Raw genomic sequence first — 15918 nt, 5'->3', positions numbered from 1 at the left:
AGTTATTCTGTAGGCCTTTATATACCAGCCTCTGGATCGGTCAACTGATCTGAAAAATTCTTATCTGATCGGCATTAAGCCGTGGCTGCTTTTTTTATGCTTGTCGTGGCGTACACAGTTTACGCTTTAGTAAACTGTACATTAAAGCTGACCGGCAGCAGGGGATCGATACGCTTTAAGCCAGCTAACTGCTGCAGCTTAGCCACGCCAGCGGTCAGTTTAAAGCTGTTGGTGTTTAGCATTATTGGCGCCACACTGGCTGCGGCCAGAGAGTTGTCACTTAGCTTGGTAATACGCACCGCAGCAATCACCTCAGTTGTTTCTGCAGCAATCGTCACCTTTAGTGGCAGCGTGACTACCATGGACTGACCGGTAGCCAGTTTTGCAGTGTCTGCCTCAGCCAGCGTTGCAGATACACTAATAGCGGCAAAGGTTTCAGCTTGTAGCACATATTGCCAGATGCGTTCATTACGGATGGGGATTTGAGTTTCCAGGCTGCTAACCGGGATCTGGATACTGACACTGTTGCCATCCCATTGACCCGTTAACTGATTGAACTGGTGCGTTTCTGCAACCACATCATTTTTAACTGACACAAAATGCAGGCTGGAGCCACTGTTATCCAATTGCCAGTTAGCCGCCGATGCCAATGAACTGGTAAGGGCCAGCGCCAAAGCGAAAACTTTCATGTTGCTCTCCGTATGTTAATAAATTGTTTTAGCATACCGCAAGACGGGGCAGAGGCCAAATACAAATGCCAAATACAAATGCTTAGTATATTTTGCACACCAAACCTTTCAGGTAACTGCCTTCCGGATAAAAGCTAGCTATAGGGTGATCGCTGTCCTGGCTCAGTTTTTCCACAAACAGGCAATCGCGTTTGGCATCAATGGCTGCATCGGCGACAATTTTCTGAAACAGACTGTCTTCCATCAGGCCCGAGCAGGAGAAAGTCAGTAGCAGGCCGCCTGGCTTTACAATTTGCATCGCCACCATATTAATGTCTTTATACCCGCGGCAAGCGCCCATTAGCTGGGCTTTGCTATCGGCAAATTTTGGTGGGTCCAGGATAACCATATCAAATTGCTTACCTTGCTCGCGGTATTGGCGCAGCAGTTTAAACACATCAAATTTCACATTATCAATTTTCGACAGATCTAACTGATTAAGCTCGGCATTTTTTAACGCGGTATTCAGCGCAAGTTCTGACAAGTCGGCGTTAGTTACGGATACAGCCCCACCCTGTAACGCTGCCACGCCAAAGGTGCCGGTATAGCTAAAGCAGTTCAGCACGGTTTTATTTTTGGCATAACGTTTGGCCGCAGCACGGCTGGCACGTTGATCCAGATAAAATCCCGTTTTATGGCCTTGCATTACATCGACCAGTAATGACATGCCATGTTCTTTAATTATTACTTCACCATCGGCACGGGGTAAATGCAGCCAGCCGGTAACCGGTTTTAAGCCTTCTTTTTTGCGCACATCCACATCAGAGCGCTCATAAATACTGTGCTGTGGAAACAGCGCCAACAGCGCCTGAACAATTTCACTACGCCAGGCATCGGCACCGGCAGACAACAGCTGACACACCAGCACAGTGTCGTATTTATCAATGGTAACACCGGGCAAACCATCAGACTCAGCAGCTACCACACGCAGGCCATTTGTCTGCTGCGTATCAAACAGCTCAGTGCGTAACTGCCAGGCGCGGGCAATACGTTGTTGGAAAAATGTCGCATCAATCTGTTGTTGCGGATCAAAGCTCCATACTCTGGCGCGAATTTGCGATTGGGCAGAGTAGGCGGCATAACCCAGCCATTCACCTTTGCTGCTGACAACTTCCACGGTTTGGCCGTCGGCCGGGTTGCCACTAACGTGCTTTACCGCTTTGGAAAAAATCCACGGATGTAGTCGTTTTAATGACTTCTCGCGTGTTTCCTGCAGGGTAAGGCGTGGTAAAGCAGATAAAGTAGATGAAGGCTGATTCATGGGCGTTTTCACACTGTGCTAGACTAAAGGCCGCATTGTAGAGAAGCACCGCACAAAGCTAAAGCAGAATTTCAGCCTTTGTGCTGTTAAGGCCGTATTACTATTTTTAACAGGAGCACGCAGTGGCAACCATTCCGACGATGATGCAAGCGATAGTGGTTAAGCATGCCGGCAAAGACAGCCAATTGCATACCGAGCAGCGCACTGTACCACAGCCAAATGCCGAACAACTGTTAATTAAAGTCGCTGCTGCCGGTATTAACCGGGCTGATTTAATGCAGCGGCGCGGTTTGTATCCGCCGCCACAGGGCGACAGTGATATTCTTGGCTTGGAAGTGGCGGGCATAGTAGTGGCGGCCGGACCGCAACATAAAAGCTGGTTAGGAAAAGCTGTATTTGGCCTGGTTCCCGGCGGCGGCTATGCCGAATATGCCTTGATGCATGCCGGCCATGCTATGGCTGTGCCTCATGGTTACAGCATGGCAGAAGCGGCCGCTACCGCCGAGGTGTTTTTAACCGCCTATCAGTTGTTGTGTAGCCTGGGTGAGCTGCAAAGTGGTCAACAAGTGCTTATTCATGCCGGTGCCAGTGGTGTAGGTACCGCAGCAATCCAACTGGCAAAAGCCCTTGGGGCAAAAGTTGCAGTGACCGCCAGCTCTGATGAAAAACTGCAGGTTTGCACCGCGCTGGGGGCAGATTTGGCGCTAAATTATTACCATTGCGCGTTTGAACAGCAGCTGGCACAGCAGTGGCCTGAAGGGGTTAATCTTATTCTTGATCCGGTTGCCGGCGACTATATCAGCCGGGAAATACCACTTTTAGCCCAGGATGGCAAAATTTTGCTGTATGCCATGATGGGAGGACGTGAAGTCCCGCAGCTGGATTTAGCCGCCTTATTTAAGCGGCGGGGGCAGTTAATATGCTCTACGTTGCGTAATCGCAGCAATCGCTATAAAACAAATCTGACGCAGGCATTCGTTGCGGCGTTCGGTGCGTCATTGGCGCAAAAGCGTATACGGCCGATATTACAACAGCAATTCAACTGGCAGCAGGCCGAGCAGGCGCATCAGTTAATGGCCGGTAATACCACCATTGGTAAGCTTGTGCTAACATTCTGATTTACGTATAAAACAAATCAACTTGGTTGAAATGACTAAGCATCCGTTTTAGTCGAACCGGTTTTCAGGATATCTGCCCAGCATGACACTAGGAAGTATTGGCAAGTCAACATATAGCAAAGCCGTATCGTCGCTGATTAATCGTATTTGCGACACTACTGTTGTAGCCGATTCAGTGTATGAACAGGCGGTATTATATTTTCAGCAAACCGAGGCGCAGCAAGAGCTGAAAACGGAGTTAGCGCAGCAGGTTGTGTTGTTTGAAAACCGACAACAACAGGCTAGCCAGCGCGATATGGCGTTGGTAGAGCGTAGCCTTAAACAGGCCCAGACAGAGCAACAAAGCTTTATGCAGGCAAGGGATGAAGAAGCCAATGCCCGCATTACGTCATTAAAGCGCCTGTGTCAGGATATTCTGCAGCTGTGCCAGGGAGAGTCGGTCGAGGAAACCAATCTGCTAAGTGCCAAGTTACTCGGCACTATCCAGTTATTATCACCAACTGAAGGTAAAAACGTCGCGCCATCGAATCAAAAAAGCAAACATCTGTACAAGGCCGTTTTATCTTTGCGGTTGCTTGATAAACTGCTGAGCGAAGGTGAGCTGCATAATGCCTATGTACAGCAAAAAATGAGTGTCGCAAAGGCCAAAAAAGCTGACGCAGAAGAGTACGATGCATTTCGCGACGATGTACAGATCCCGTTGTTAATGGCCGCATTACTGCAGGATATTGGCAGCTGCCATCCTGAAGCGCAATTGATCCTTAAAGGCGCTGATGGCAAAGCCGATGAGTTTCGCGTCTTAGAAAATGACGAGCGTATTCAACTACTGCAGGTCAGTTTTCGTGAAGGGCTAAAATATATTACCCAGGGCCTCGGGGTAGAAAAATACACTGGTAATTCAAGAGAAGAGCGCGATTTACATATAAAGCGGGAAGCTGAAAGGCTTAATTTTGTGCAGTTTTTACTGAAAAATGCGGTTAAGCCGGAACACGGTATAGGTAACCTGTTAAAAATTCCACAAATCTATACCTCAGTGGTGTTGTCTACAAAAAGTAACTACAGCTACGAAGCCTTACCTAAGGTCGCGCTGGTGCTGGAAAAAGGCGTAGAAAAAGGGGTGTACAGCGAAGTTGCCGTTAAGGCGTTACTCAGCATAACCGGCGTGTTCCCGCAAGGGTACGGCGTGACTTACATACCGAAAGACTCAGACCGGCAAGATCTCGACCGTTACGAATACGCTATTGTTACCGGGCTGTATCCAGCTGACATACGTCAACCTGTCTGCCGTATGGTTACCCGTAACTTAACCTACAACGTATCTGCGCAGGGCTGTGTGGTTAGTGTGGCAAATAATCTGTATTACCCGCCGGCCCGTAAAAAGCTGGAGCGGATCAGTGAAGAGCGTCTGCTGGAGATCTTAAGCAAGCTGGTGTCGAATTTTGAAGAACGCAAAAATATGTCGCTTCTGCCCAAATGCTGGCATCCGGATGAGTATTTTTCTTTTATAAAAAATCAGAATCTGTGGAATAAAGTAGTGATGCACAACAACTAAACCGGCCTAGCCGGTTTTGTTGGCATCGCCTTCAGTTTTGTCTTCGCTGTTTACGCTATCAGCTGGTGTTGCTGCGCTAATGTCATCCGGCTCAGGCGTTGGCGCATCGTCAAAACTATCGTCGGATTTTTCCCAGTCGATATCTTCATCATAGCCGGCTGGCACCTGTTGTCTGGCTGCCTGAAATTCTTCATCGCGCATCTGGGTTAACACCGTTTCTTCATCGACGCGGGGGTCAAGTGCGGCAGCCAGGGGGGAGGATACCAGATCGCCTGAGCCCATTTTAAACTGGGCATTTTGCTGCTCGTCCATCATGCGTTTTACTTGCTTCTGGTTGTAGTTCACCCGCAGCAGGCGTAAAAACAGCGTAAAAGCACAGCAACTGATAAAGGCATACAGCATAGCCGGGCCGACCAGCTGCATAAGCGCCGACGCCAGCAAGGGGCCAAAACAAGCCCCCAACCCAAAGGTTAGCAACACAGTTGCCGATAACGCCACCCGGTCATTTTGTTCGACGTTTTGGTTAGCGAACGCAGAGGCAATTGGGTACAGCGTAAACGCCAGTACGCCATAACAGAAGGTGGCCGCTAACAGCAGAGCGCCGCTTAGCGGCAGCAGAGCAATTAACAGGGTAAGAATGGTCAGCACTGCTGCGTTGAAGCGTAAGATACGGCTGCGCGGAATGCGGTCAGAAATTTTACCCATAGGCCACTGTGCTAACAGACCTGCCAGGATGGTGACTGACATAAACAAGGTAACCTGTTCGGTGCTCATGCCTTTTGCTGCAGCATAGGCCGGTGCCAAACCGTAAAATGAGCCTGCCATCATACCGGCCACGCTGATGGCGGTAAGCGATTGCGGCACCAGCTTCCAAAACGCCATAATTTGTAACGGTGCCGGCTGCAGTGGTGCCGGGTGAATACGTTTGGTCAGCGCTATCGGTACTATGCACAGCGAGTAACACATACTGATGATTAATAGCGGTGCTGTGCCAAGCTCAGGGAATTGGCTAAGCATTAACTGGCCGCCAATCATGCCCAGATAAGAGGTGATCATATAAAAAGCAAACACGGTGCCACGCTGTGAACTTTCGGTTTGTTCATTCAGCCAGCTTTCCAGCACCATGTATTGGCACATCATGCCCATACCGACGATAACCCGCATCACCAGCCACACTTCCAGTTGTGACGTTAATACATGTGTCATGGCGCAGGCGCTGACAATAGCCGCGCTTGCAACAAAGGCACGAATATGGCCCACCCGGGCAATCACTTTATGGCCCAGTTTGGAACCCAGTACCAGACCAAAGTAGTAACAGGACATTAAAGCGCCAATCCAGATAGAATCGACTTGCTGTTGTGCCAGCGACAGGCCCAGGTAGGTCGATAACGACCCCTGAGCCACCAGCATCAGTAAGGTGGTAAGAAATAAAGCACTAAAACTGCGGTACGGGCTTTTACTGGTCATCCGTTGCCTTTGTAAAATACAGGCAGCTAATGCTGCCTGACAACTTACTTCACCCGCATACCCGGCTGAGCGCCGTCATCCGGAGATAAAATAAACAAATCGCTGCCGCCTGGGCCTGCTGCTAATACCATGCCTTCAGATAAACCAAAGCGCATTTTGCGTGGTGCCAGGTTAGCTACCATTACCGTTAAACGGCCTTCGAGTTGCTCAGGGCTGTAGGCCGATTTAATACCGGCAAATACCTGGCGTACTTCGCCGCCGCCAATATCCAGCTGCAGCTGTACCAGTTTATCGGCACCTTCAACAGCGCTGGCTTTAATAATTTTGGCGACGCGCAAATCAATTTTGGCAAAATCATCAATGCTGATAGTTTCGCTGATTGGCTCGCGCTCTGTGCTTACTGCTTTTTCCGCTTTAGCTGCAGCTTTAACCGGCTGCGCCGTTTGAGGTTGCAGGTTTTCTTTAGAAGCATCCAGCATAGCCGTTACTTTTAGCGGATCTACCCGCTGCATTAATGCTTTAAACGGGTTAATTGCGTGGTTAGTTAACGGCTGCTGGTAATTTTGCCAGTTTAGCTCGCTGTTTAAAAACGCTTCGGTTTCGGCGGCCATTAATGGCAACACCGGTTTTAAATAATGCATTAATACCCGGAACAGGTTGATGCCCATCGAGCAGACATCATGTGCTTCCTGCTGTTTGGCATCATCTTTTACCAGTACCCACGGCGCTTTGGCATCAATGTACTGGTTGGCTTTGTCGGCCAGCGCCATAATGTCGCGGATAGCACGGGCAAACTCGCGTTTTTCAAAGCCATCGGCAATGGTTTCGCCTGCGGCGGTAAATTCGGCCAGCAGCGCAGGTTCGGCAACCGTTGCTGATAACTTACCGTCATAGCGCTTGGTTATAAAGCCGGCGCAGCGGCTGGCGATATTTACCACTTTACCCACTAAGTCGGCATTTACCTTCTGGCTGAAATCATCCAGGTTTAAGTCCAGGTCAATAATGCTGCTGCTTAGCTTAGAAGCAAAGTAATAACGCAGGTATTCCGGGTTTAAATGATCCAGATAAGTACGGGCTTTGATAAAGGTGCCGCGTGACTTGGACATCTTGGCGCCGTTTACCGTAACAAAGCCGTGGGCGAATATGGCGTTTGGCTTACGCATGCCGGCCCCGTGCAGCATAGCTGGCCAGAACAGGCTGTGAAAATAAATAATGTCTTTGCCGATAAAGTGATACACCTCGGCGTCAGAATCGAGCTTCCAGAAGCTGTCAAAATCGATGCCGGTTTTATCGCACAGGTTTTTAAAGCTGGCCAGATAGCCGATAGGGGCATCTAACCAAACGTAGAAAAACTTACCCGGCGCATTAGGGATCTCAAAGCCGAAGTAGGGCGCATCACGGCTGATATCCCACATTTGCAGGCCGTCTTTAAACCACTCTTGCAGCTTATTGGCCATTTCTTCCTGCAAGCTGCCGCTGCGGGTCCAGTCTTGTAACATCTGGCTAAAGGCCGGCAAGTCAAAGAAATAATGCTCGGAGTCTTTTAATACCGGGGTAGCGCCTGATACTACCGAACGGGCATTTTTTACTTCGGTTGGGCTGTAGGTAGCACCACAAACATCACAGCTGTCACCGTTTTGATCCAGGGCGCCGCATTTGGGGCAATCACCTTTAACAAAACGGTCGGGCAGAAACATCTGTTTTTCCGGGTCAAATAACTGGCTGATGGTTTTACGCTTAATATAGCCGCCATCATTGAGCTTGTTATAAATCTGACTGGCAAACTGGCGGTTTTCATCGCTGTGAGTGGAATAGTAATTGTCAAAGCCAATGCCGAAACCGGCAAAGTCAGCCTGGTGTTCAATATTGGTTTTGGCAATCATTTGCTCGGGCGTAATGCCTTGTTCCTGCGCTTTGAGCATGATAGGAGTGCCGTGCGCATCATCGGCGCAAACGTAGTAGCATTCATGGCCGCGTGCTTTTTGAAAGCGGGCCCAGATATCGGTCTGAATGTATTCCAGCAAGTGGCCTAAATGAATAGGGCCGTTTGCATAGGGTAAAGCGCTGGTAACAAGTATTTTGCGTGTCGACATTAAGCGGTGCTCTTTTGCATAAATAACTGAAAAAATTTCACTAAATGATACACTAGCCGCCATCGATCCGCACCCGCCACGGCACGGATCCGCTAAAAAAACGTGTTAACGGCTGAATTTGGAATTTACTGATGTTTAACTGGTTTAAATCTGGCAAAACCGAGCAACGGCCGGATGCTGTGCAGCAACTGCTGCAACATTGGCAACTGCCCGAGAGTGGCGCACCCTTGGCCCTGCTGCTTGACAGCGTTAGCCAACAAAAGAACAGGCTGACTATCAGGTTGAAACTGCCGCTGCTATCCATCGCGCAGCCATTGCAGCAGGCACTGGCCGAAGCAGGTTTTAATTATCAGTTAACCCTGGAACACCAGCTAACATCTGCGCCGGTATTTAAAGATATCAAGCACATAATTCTTGTTGCCTCCGGTAAAGGCGGCGTGGGTAAATCGACTACGGCGGTAAACTTGGCTGCGGCGCTGGCGCTCGAAGGGGCGAAGGTAGGCTTATTGGACGCGGACATTTATGGCCCGTCAATCCCTACCATGCTGGGGCTCAGCGGTGAGAAAATCAGCTCGCCGGATAACAAACTGATGCAGCCCAAATTTGCCCATGGGGTGTATTTGCAATCTATCGGTTTTCTGGTCGATCCACAGCAAGCTTCAGTGTGGCGAGGGCCTATGGCCAGCCAGGCGTTGCTGCAACTGCTGAACGAAACCCTGTGGCCAGAGCTGGATTATTTAATTGTTGATATGCCACCGGGTACCGGAGATATTCAGCTGACTATGGCGCAAAAACTGCCGGTAACCGGTGCCGTACTGGTAACCACGCCACAGGATGTTGCATTGTCGGACGCCGAAAAGGCCATCAGTATGTTTCGTCAGGTCAATATTCCACTATTGGGTCTGATTGAAAATATGAGTTTTTATCAGTGCAGCCACTGCGGTACGCGCGACGATATTTTTGGTACTGAAGGCGGTGTCTTACTCGCCGGGCGCTATCAGGTGCCGGTTTTGGGTCAGCTGCCGCTGCAAAAACAGATCCGCGAACAAGCCGACGCCGGGCTTCCCATTGTATTAAAACAGCAGCCAGTGGCAGAAAATTACCGTACAATCGGTCGGCAATTAATGCTGGCATTGCATTGGCATTCAGCTGCGCAAGCGGTTGGCCAACCTGAAATAATAATAACGGACGATTAGAATGAGACTGTGTGACCGCGATATAGAACGCTACTTAGCCGAAGGTAAAATTACTATAGCACCGCTGCCGGATGCCGACATGATCAGCGGCGTCAGCGTGGATATTCGTTTGGGTAATAAATTTCGGGTATTTCAGGCTCATGCTGCGCCCTATATTGACTTAAGCGGCCCTCGCGCTGAAGTCGATAAAGCGTTAAACAGCGTAATGAGTGAAGAAATTTATATCGTTGATGGTGATAAGTTTATATTGCATCCAGGCGAACTGGCGCTGGCCATGACGATGGAATCGGTTACCTTGCCGGATGATATTGTCGGCTGGTTAGATGGCCGCTCCTCCCTGGCGCGGTTGGGGCTGATGGTGCATGTTACTGCACATCGCATTGATCCGGGCTGGTCTGGCAATATCGTGCTCGAGTTTTATAACAGCGGTAAGCTGCCATTAGCACTTAGGCCCAAGATGAAAATAGGTGCATTGAATTTTGAGTTAATGACAGGCCCGGCCGAGCGGCCTTACAACAAACGTCTGGACGCGAAATACCAGCAGCAAACCGGTGCTGTTGCCAGCCGCATTGGCCATGACGATAAAGGCTGAGTAGGTTTATAGCGGCTGAAATTAAAAAGCCCACGCAAAGCGTGGGCCAAAAGCTATAAAGCAAAAATGAAGCGAGATGATTATGCAATAAAGCTGCATAGCTTGGCAACAAGCGTGCTGAATTATTCTGCATTTTGTTGTTAGTCTGCGTGGTAAATATTATTACGCTGCATTATGCTCAGTTGTCTTTTGTGTCTCAGGGAGTGAAGGCTATGGCGTCGAACAATACACAACATAAGTGGCGTTTTTTCCGCAGCGGCGGTTTTGATCAGGTAGCACTGGAAACCGCGGCTGACTTACAACATTTAGATGAACTTGATCCCAAACTCTGGACGGTATTGAATTGCCCCACCTCCGGGCTGGAATTTGATAGCCGTACCCTGGCGATGTTAGACACCGATGGAGATGGCCAGGTACGGGTGCCTGAAATCCAATCTGCTGTGCGTTGGTGTTGCCAGCGCCTGAAAGATGCGGATTTGCTGTTTAAATCGCCAGGTGTGCCGCTAAGTGCAATTAATGACAGTGATGCTGAAGGTGTGGCGCTAAAAACAGCGGCGCAGCGGGTGCTGCAATATGCCGGTAAAACCGAGTCCGATGCCTTGCAGGTTAGTGATATTCTGGATAAAGCCCGATTGTTTTCGCCACAGCACTTTAATGGTGATGGTGTGGTTATGCCAGAGCTTACGGCTAGCCCTGGCGTAAAACAGCTTATCGCTGATATTGTTGCCACTTTGGGTGGTGTTGCCGATCGCAGCGGTGGCGTTGGTGCAGACGCATCGATGCTGGCCAGTTTTACCACGCAGGCGCAGGCGATTGTCGACTGGCATGCGGCCGGATCGGCAGAGTCAGAAGATTTACACCCACTGGGTGACAATACCGCCGCAGCCGTGGCGATATTTGACAGTGTGCAGGCCAAAGTCGATGACTATTTTGTTCGTTGCCAGTTGGCGGCATTCGATCCGCGATCTGCAGCGGCATTAAATCCTGATGCGTCGGTCTATGCAGTATTAGCCAACCGTACTATCGCCAATGTTGACAACGAACTTACCGCTTTGCCGCTGGCGGAAGTCGAAGCTGGCCGGGCGTTGCCGTTGGGGCCGGGCCTAAACCCTGCCTGGGCCGGCAAAATAGCACAACTGTTTGCTTTGGTAATTAACCCTCTGCTGGGCAGTGCTGACAACAGCTTAACGTTGGCACAATGGACAACAGTGTCCGGCAAACTGGCGGCGTGGCGGGCCTGGCAGGCTGCCAAACCCGAATCAAGCTTGCATTCGCTTGGTATTGAGCGTTTGACCGCCATATTGCAGGGCGCTGAGGTTACGGAGTTAACTGCGCTTATTTCTCAAGATGCTGACGAAAAAACCTTTGCCGATAATGTAGATGCCGTAGAGAAGCTGCTGTATTTGCAACGGGATCTGCTGACGTTATTACGCAATTTTGTTTCGTTAAGCGATTTTTATCAGAGCAAGACTAAAGCCGTGTTTCAGGCCGGTACTTTATATCTGGATCAACGCAGTTGTGAGTTGGTGCTCTATGTTAATGATCTGGCCCGGCATGCCACTATGGCACCGTTTAGTGGTTGCTATCTGGTGTACTGTACCTGTGTGCGCAAAGGCGAAGCGCCGATTAATATTGTTGCCGCCTTAACCGGTGGGGATGTCGACGAGCTGATGGTCGCCGGGCGCAATGGCATGTTTTACGATCGTCAGGGCCGGGACTGGAAAGCCAGTGTAACCAAGGTCGTTGCCCAGCCTGTAAGCATACGTCAGGCATTTTGGTCGCCATATAAACGGGTCGCGGCATTTATTGAAACACAAATACAAAAATTTGCTGCCAGCCGTGATAAAGATATTGAAGCGAAAACCACCAGCACTGTCGCGGCAGCGCCGGCGGCAACCACCGGCTTTGATATTGCCAAATTCGCGGGTATATTTGCCGCAATTGGCCTGGCTATGGGCGCGTTGGGCACGGCTTTGGCGGCTATAGTGGCCGGGCTTTTCTCATTACAGTTATGGCAAATTCCCTTGGTATTACTTGGCGTAATGTTGCTTATTTCCTGCCCGTCTATGCTAATGGCCTATATGACACTGCGCCGGCGTAACCTGGGGCCGCTATTGGATGCCAATGGTTGGGCCATCAATACCAGAGCCCGCATTAATGTACCCTTTGGTGCGGCATTAACCGGGCTGGCGCAATTACCCAAAGGAGCAACGCGCAGCAGCAGTGATCCTTACGCCGAGCAAAAGCGGCCCTGGGGCTTGGCGCTATTGCTTGGGCTGCTGGCTGCCGCTGTGGTTTGCTATTGGTTTTATCGCTAAAGCTTTGGTAAAAGTTGTAGCTTAACGTTTGAAGTAAAACAGGAAAAAGCAGTTGAACTCAGCCAGTATAGTGCGGTTATTTTCGTTAGCCGCTATTTGGGGAGCCTCATTTTTATTTATGCGGATTGCCGTGCCGGAGCTTGGCCCGGCCTGGCTGATGTTCGGCCGGGTGTTACTGGCAGCTTTGTTTCTGGCGCTGGTTGCCGTTGCCTTTAAACGCCGCTTGCCAGTACGAGGCCATGTTGGCCATTTTATGTTGCTGAGTTTTTTTAACACGGCATTGCCGTTTCTGCTGTTTGCTTATGCGGCACAAACCCTCACTGCGTCATTGCTGGCGGTGTTAAATGCCACGGCTCCGTTATGGGGAGCTTTGATTGGCTGGATGTTTTTTCGCCAGCGTATGTCATTAAAAATCAGCTGTGGCTTACTGTTGGGAATAAGTGGTGTCGTTATACTGGTTGGCTTTGATACGGCGGTTGACCGCAATGCCTTACCAGCCATAGCGGCAGCTGCGGGCGCGGCTTGTTGTTATGGTATTGCTACCTGGTATACCCGCCTGGCAAAACCGGTAGCGGCGTTTTCAAATGCACATGGCAATATGTGGGGAGCGACGCTGTGGCTGCTGCCGATGTTGTGGTTTATACCGTTACCTGTAGCCGAGCCTGCCAGCCAGAGCCTGTATGCTGTGTTGGCGCTGGGGGTTGTTTGTACCGGTGTGGCCTATATGTTGTATTTTCGTCTGGTGCAGGATCTAGGTGCAACGCCAACACTCACAGTGACATTTTTAATTCCGGTGTTTGGCGTAGTATGGGGGCACCTGTTTTTGCACGAAACTATCGGTTTGCACACCTTGGTTGGTGCTGCGGTGGTAATTGCCGGTACTATGCTGGTAAGTGGCTTTAACCTTAGCACATTGCGCGGCAATGCTGCGCCTGTAAAGGAGTAACGATGAAACTGTATGGCTCACAAACGTCGCCCTATGTACGACGTATACGTTTGTTATTGGCGACAACAGCGCATGACTTTATTAACCTGAATATCTTTGCCGGCGCGGATCGTGAAACGCTGGCGGCGCTTAATCCAACACTGCGTATTCCTATGTTAGATGATGAAGGGCAGGTTATCTTTGACTCGGGCGTAATTTACCGTTATCTGGCAGCCAAACTCGCGTTAGCGCCGCTAAGCTGGTATCAGGAAAACCAGCTGACAGTGATTAACGCGGTAAATGATTCTTTGGTGATGTTGTTGCAACTCAGCCGCAGTGGCTTTGATACCAATGACGATAAGCTGTTTTTTAATTTGCAGCGCGAGCGGGTGGCGACATCCTTGTTTGTTTTAGAACAGCAAGCGGCCAATGGCGAATTTGCTCAGTGGAATTATGTCGCTATGGCGCTGTATAGCCTGCTGGACTGGACCTTGTTTCGTGAACTGCTGGAACTGGACGATTACCCGGCGCTACTGGCGTTTTGTCAGCAAAATAAGCAGCAGCCGATGATTACGGAATCTGATCCACGCCTGGGCTGATGCAGTTATTGCGCGGCTTTTAGCAACACCGGCTCTACCAATACACTTTGCTCAGCGTCGGACAGCCAAATCTGGCCTTCGCTGATATTGCATTGCAGGTTCATGGTCCGGCTAACCAGTTTCGCCATCTGTGCGACAGCTGCCTCGTCAATGTCCAGCACACTCAGGTTTTGATAGCGTTGTAGCGCTTGTTGATTATTCTTCCACCAAACAGGCACGCTGCGGCCACCGTAGCAAAACAATTGTACCTGTTTTGCCCGGCCGGCGGCTTTGCGTAACCATTTTTCATCGCTCTGGCCAAATTCCACCCACAGGTTTATCTCGCCGCTCAGCGTTTTGTCCCACAGTTCCGGCTCATCGTCTTCGGCACTTAAGCCTTTGGTAAACGCCAGGCTGTCGCTGGCATTCATCGCAAATGCCAACAAGCGTACCATCATGCGTTCATTGTTTTCTGATGGGTGCTGCGCCAGCGTCAGGCTGTGGCTTTGATAATAATGCCGATCCATGTCGGCAATCTGTAACTGTACTTTAAAGACGGTGGCTTTTAATGCCATAAATTTACTCGCACACTGGATAAAGGCAGCGAGTGTAGCGCGAAGCAGGCTGCTACTCAATTTAACTATTAACTGCTGTGCTAAGTGCCATCGGCTAACAAATTACGCTATGCTGAATTAAAACAACGCTAACTTACTGAGTTTTGTATAAATGTCTGAATTTGATTTTGCTATGGTGCAAAACTTTATAATTGCTCTGCTGTTGGGGGCGCTGGTAGGCATTGAACGGGAAAAACATCGCCGCGATGAACATCCGAACAGCTTTGGTGGTTTGCGTACCTACATTTTGTTTGCGCAGGCCGGCGCGGTCGCGGGCTGGTTATCGTTACAATTGCAGTCACCCTGGTTGTTTGTTGTTACTATTTTGGTTGTCAGCCTAGCAGTAATGACCGCTTATGTGCTGGAAAACCGAAATAGCCCAAGCTCGCTCGGCTTAACCAGTGAAATTAGCGCGGTAACAGTGTGTTTGCTCGGTGGTGCCGTGATGTATGGCTATGCAGAGCTGGCGGTAATGCTGGGTATTTTAACCTCTGCCATCCTGACCTTTAAGCAACCGCTGCATGGATTAGTCAGTAAAATTGATACCGATGATCTCTACGCCGGTTTAAAACTGTTGATTGCCAGTTTTATTGTGTTGCCGTTACTGCCAAATCAGCCGGTAGATCCGTGGCAGGCGTTAAACCCATATAAGCTCTGGCTATTGGTGATCTTGATCTCGTCAATGTCTCTGCTGGGCTATGTTGCTGTGCGCTGGCTTGGTACGGCACATGGCACTGTTATAACAGGTATTAGTGGCGGACTGGCGTCTTCGACGGCGGCAACCTTAAGCTTCGCCCGTAGCAGCAAATTTATGCCTGATGCTCAGGCTGCGCAATCACAAGCCAGCGGGGTTTTGCTGGCCTGGTTGGTAATGTTTATCCGGGTTTTGGTTACCGTAGGTATTGTCTATCGGCCTTTATTGGCAGGGCTGTGGCTGCCGTTTGCAATAATGGCGCTATGCTGTGCGGTGTCGGCAGCCTGGTTCTATTGGCGCAGTATACAGCAGTCTTCAGAGGTGCCTCATAGCAGTGTTAGGTTGAGCAATCCTTTTAGCTTGCTGGCAGCAATTAAGTTTGGTGCACTCTTTGCGGCAATATTATTGCTGGTAAAAATTACTGAGCACTACGCAGCAGAAGAGGGGCTGTATATTCTGGCGATAGTGGCCGGTTTAACTGATGTAGACGCTATTACCTTGTCAATGACGGACTATGCCCAACAAAGCCAGGCCAGCTATGGGTTAGCGACTATTGCAATTACGCTGGCTGTACTGAGCAATACCGTCGTTAAATGTGTAATGGTTTTTGCTTTTGGCAGTATGGCATTGGCAAAAAATGTATTTATTGCCACCTTAATGATCCTGTTATCCGCAATAGCTGTATTGTTTTTTGTTTGAAACAACGCTTTGGCAAGATCCCGACAGTGTTATCTCACCATGTTTAAGCGCAATACCATGCAGCTGACAGTCTCTGTGGAGGT

The 15918-nt window shown here is 49.8% G+C and carries 13 protein-coding genes; 8 read left to right on the top strand and 5 right to left on the bottom strand.

Features of this window, described 5'->3' with window-relative positions; all coding sequences use genetic code 11:
- Positions 1–119 precede the first annotated feature (119 nt).
- Both MN202_RS19360 and MN202_RS19355 read right to left on the bottom strand, forming a co-directional pair.
- Entirely contained in the window at positions 120–689 is a 570-nt protein-coding gene (locus MN202_RS19360; RefSeq protein ID WP_335737789.1) for a YceI family protein, read from the bottom strand.
- Between the two features lie 82 nt (positions 690–771).
- Positions 772–1989 carry a class I SAM-dependent rRNA methyltransferase gene (locus MN202_RS19355; RefSeq protein WP_335737788.1) on the bottom strand — a complete coding sequence of 406 codons (1218 nt, stop codon included), beginning with the start codon at positions 1987–1989 and terminating at the stop codon, positions 772–774.
- 122 nt (positions 1990–2111) lie between these two features.
- Between MN202_RS19355 and MN202_RS19350 the strand changes: the two genes are divergently transcribed.
- Both MN202_RS19350 and MN202_RS19345 read left to right on the top strand, forming a co-directional pair.
- Entirely contained in the window at positions 2112–3107 is a 996-nt protein-coding gene (locus MN202_RS19350; RefSeq protein WP_335737787.1) for an NAD(P)H-quinone oxidoreductase, read from the top strand.
- A gap of 82 nt (positions 3108–3189) precedes the next feature.
- Positions 3190–4659 (top strand): hypothetical protein, encoded by a 1470-nt coding sequence (locus MN202_RS19345; protein ID WP_335737786.1) that lies wholly within the window; start codon positions 3190–3192, stop codon positions 4657–4659.
- Positions 4660–4665: 6 nt separating this feature from the next.
- Here the strand turns inward: MN202_RS19345 and MN202_RS19340 are convergent, their stop codons facing one another.
- Positions 4666–6126: an MFS transporter gene (locus MN202_RS19340; protein WP_335737785.1), complete on the bottom strand. Its 1461-nt coding sequence runs from the start codon at positions 6124–6126 to the stop codon at positions 4666–4668.
- 44 nt (positions 6127–6170) lie between these two features.
- Positions 6171–8219, bottom strand: a complete 2049-nt coding sequence (gene metG, locus MN202_RS19335) for a methionine--tRNA ligase (RefSeq protein WP_335737784.1) — start codon at positions 8217–8219, stop codon at positions 6171–6173.
- Between the two features lie 131 nt (positions 8220–8350).
- Here metG and apbC point away from each other — a divergent pair, with 131 nt between their 5' ends.
- The 5 genes from apbC to MN202_RS19310 all read left to right on the top strand — a co-directional run bounded on the left by apbC (position 8351) and on the right by MN202_RS19310 (position 13849).
- Complete coding sequence (apbC, locus tag MN202_RS19330) at positions 8351–9415, top strand: iron-sulfur cluster carrier protein ApbC (RefSeq protein ID WP_335737783.1); 1065 nt, start codon at positions 8351–8353, stop codon at positions 9413–9415.
- A gap of 1 nt (position 9416) precedes the next feature.
- Positions 9417–10007 carry a dCTP deaminase gene (gene dcd, locus MN202_RS19325; RefSeq protein ID WP_335737782.1) on the top strand — a complete coding sequence of 197 codons (591 nt, stop codon included), beginning with the start codon at positions 9417–9419 and terminating at the stop codon, positions 10005–10007.
- A 212-nt stretch (positions 10008–10219) separates the two neighbouring features.
- Positions 10220–12325, top strand: a complete 2106-nt coding sequence (locus MN202_RS19320) for a hypothetical protein (protein WP_335737781.1) — start codon at positions 10220–10222, stop codon at positions 12323–12325.
- Between the two features lie 52 nt (positions 12326–12377).
- On the top strand, positions 12378–13271 hold the full coding sequence (locus tag MN202_RS19315) for a DMT family transporter (protein WP_335737780.1): 894 nt from the start codon (positions 12378–12380) through the stop codon (positions 13269–13271).
- 2 nt (positions 13272–13273) lie between these two features.
- The gene (locus MN202_RS19310) at positions 13274–13849 is read left to right on the top strand and encodes a glutathione S-transferase family protein (protein ID WP_335737779.1); all 576 of its coding nucleotides are present in this window, start codon (positions 13274–13276) and stop codon (positions 13847–13849) included.
- A 5-nt stretch (positions 13850–13854) separates the two neighbouring features.
- On the opposite strand, the gene MN202_RS19305 is transcribed toward MN202_RS19310, so the two are convergent.
- Positions 13855–14403 (bottom strand): YaeQ family protein, encoded by a 549-nt coding sequence (locus MN202_RS19305; RefSeq protein ID WP_335737778.1) that lies wholly within the window; start codon positions 14401–14403, stop codon positions 13855–13857.
- Positions 14404–14554: 151 nt separating this feature from the next.
- Between MN202_RS19305 and MN202_RS19300 the strand changes: the two genes are divergently transcribed.
- On the top strand, positions 14555–15835 hold the full coding sequence (locus MN202_RS19300) for an MgtC/SapB family protein (protein ID WP_335737777.1): 1281 nt from the start codon (positions 14555–14557) through the stop codon (positions 15833–15835).
- Positions 15836–15918: the final 83 nt, after the last annotated feature.

It is taken from the genome of Rheinheimera muenzenbergensis, assembly GCF_036984005.1.
Classification (GTDB): domain Bacteria; phylum Pseudomonadota; class Gammaproteobacteria; order Enterobacterales; family Alteromonadaceae; genus Alishewanella; species Alishewanella muenzenbergensis.
This window is presented reverse-complemented; position numbering and strand designations above follow the sequence as displayed.

Bases quoted from the DNA above. Each gene is read 5' to 3' on its own strand.
- MN202_RS19345 (WP_335737786.1), top strand. From the start codon at position 3,190: ATGACACTAGGAAGTATTGGCAAGTCAACATATAGCAAAGCCGTATCG.
- MN202_RS19300 (WP_335737777.1), top strand. From the start codon at position 14,555: ATGTCTGAATTTGATTTTGCTATGGTGCAAAACTTTATAATTGCTCTG.
- dcd (WP_335737782.1), top strand. From the start codon at position 9,417: ATGAGACTGTGTGACCGCGATATAGAACGCTACTTAGCCGAAGGTAAA.
- MN202_RS19340 (WP_335737785.1), bottom strand. From the start codon at position 6,126: ATGACCAGTAAAAGCCCGTACCGCAGTTTTAGTGCTTTATTTCTTACC.
- MN202_RS19355 (WP_335737788.1), bottom strand. From the start codon at position 1,989: ATGAATCAGCCTTCATCTACTTTATCTGCTTTACCACGCCTTACCCTG.
- metG (WP_335737784.1), bottom strand. From the start codon at position 8,219: ATGTCGACACGCAAAATACTTGTTACCAGCGCTTTACCCTATGCAAAC.
- MN202_RS19310 (WP_335737779.1), top strand. From the start codon at position 13,274: ATGAAACTGTATGGCTCACAAACGTCGCCCTATGTACGACGTATACGT.
- MN202_RS19305 (WP_335737778.1), bottom strand. From the start codon at position 14,403: ATGGCATTAAAAGCCACCGTCTTTAAAGTACAGTTACAGATTGCCGAC.
- MN202_RS19360 (WP_335737789.1), bottom strand. From the start codon at position 689: ATGAAAGTTTTCGCTTTGGCGCTGGCCCTTACCAGTTCATTGGCATCG.
- MN202_RS19320 (WP_335737781.1), top strand. From the start codon at position 10,220: ATGGCGTCGAACAATACACAACATAAGTGGCGTTTTTTCCGCAGCGGC.
- apbC (WP_335737783.1), top strand. From the start codon at position 8,351: ATGTTTAACTGGTTTAAATCTGGCAAAACCGAGCAACGGCCGGATGCT.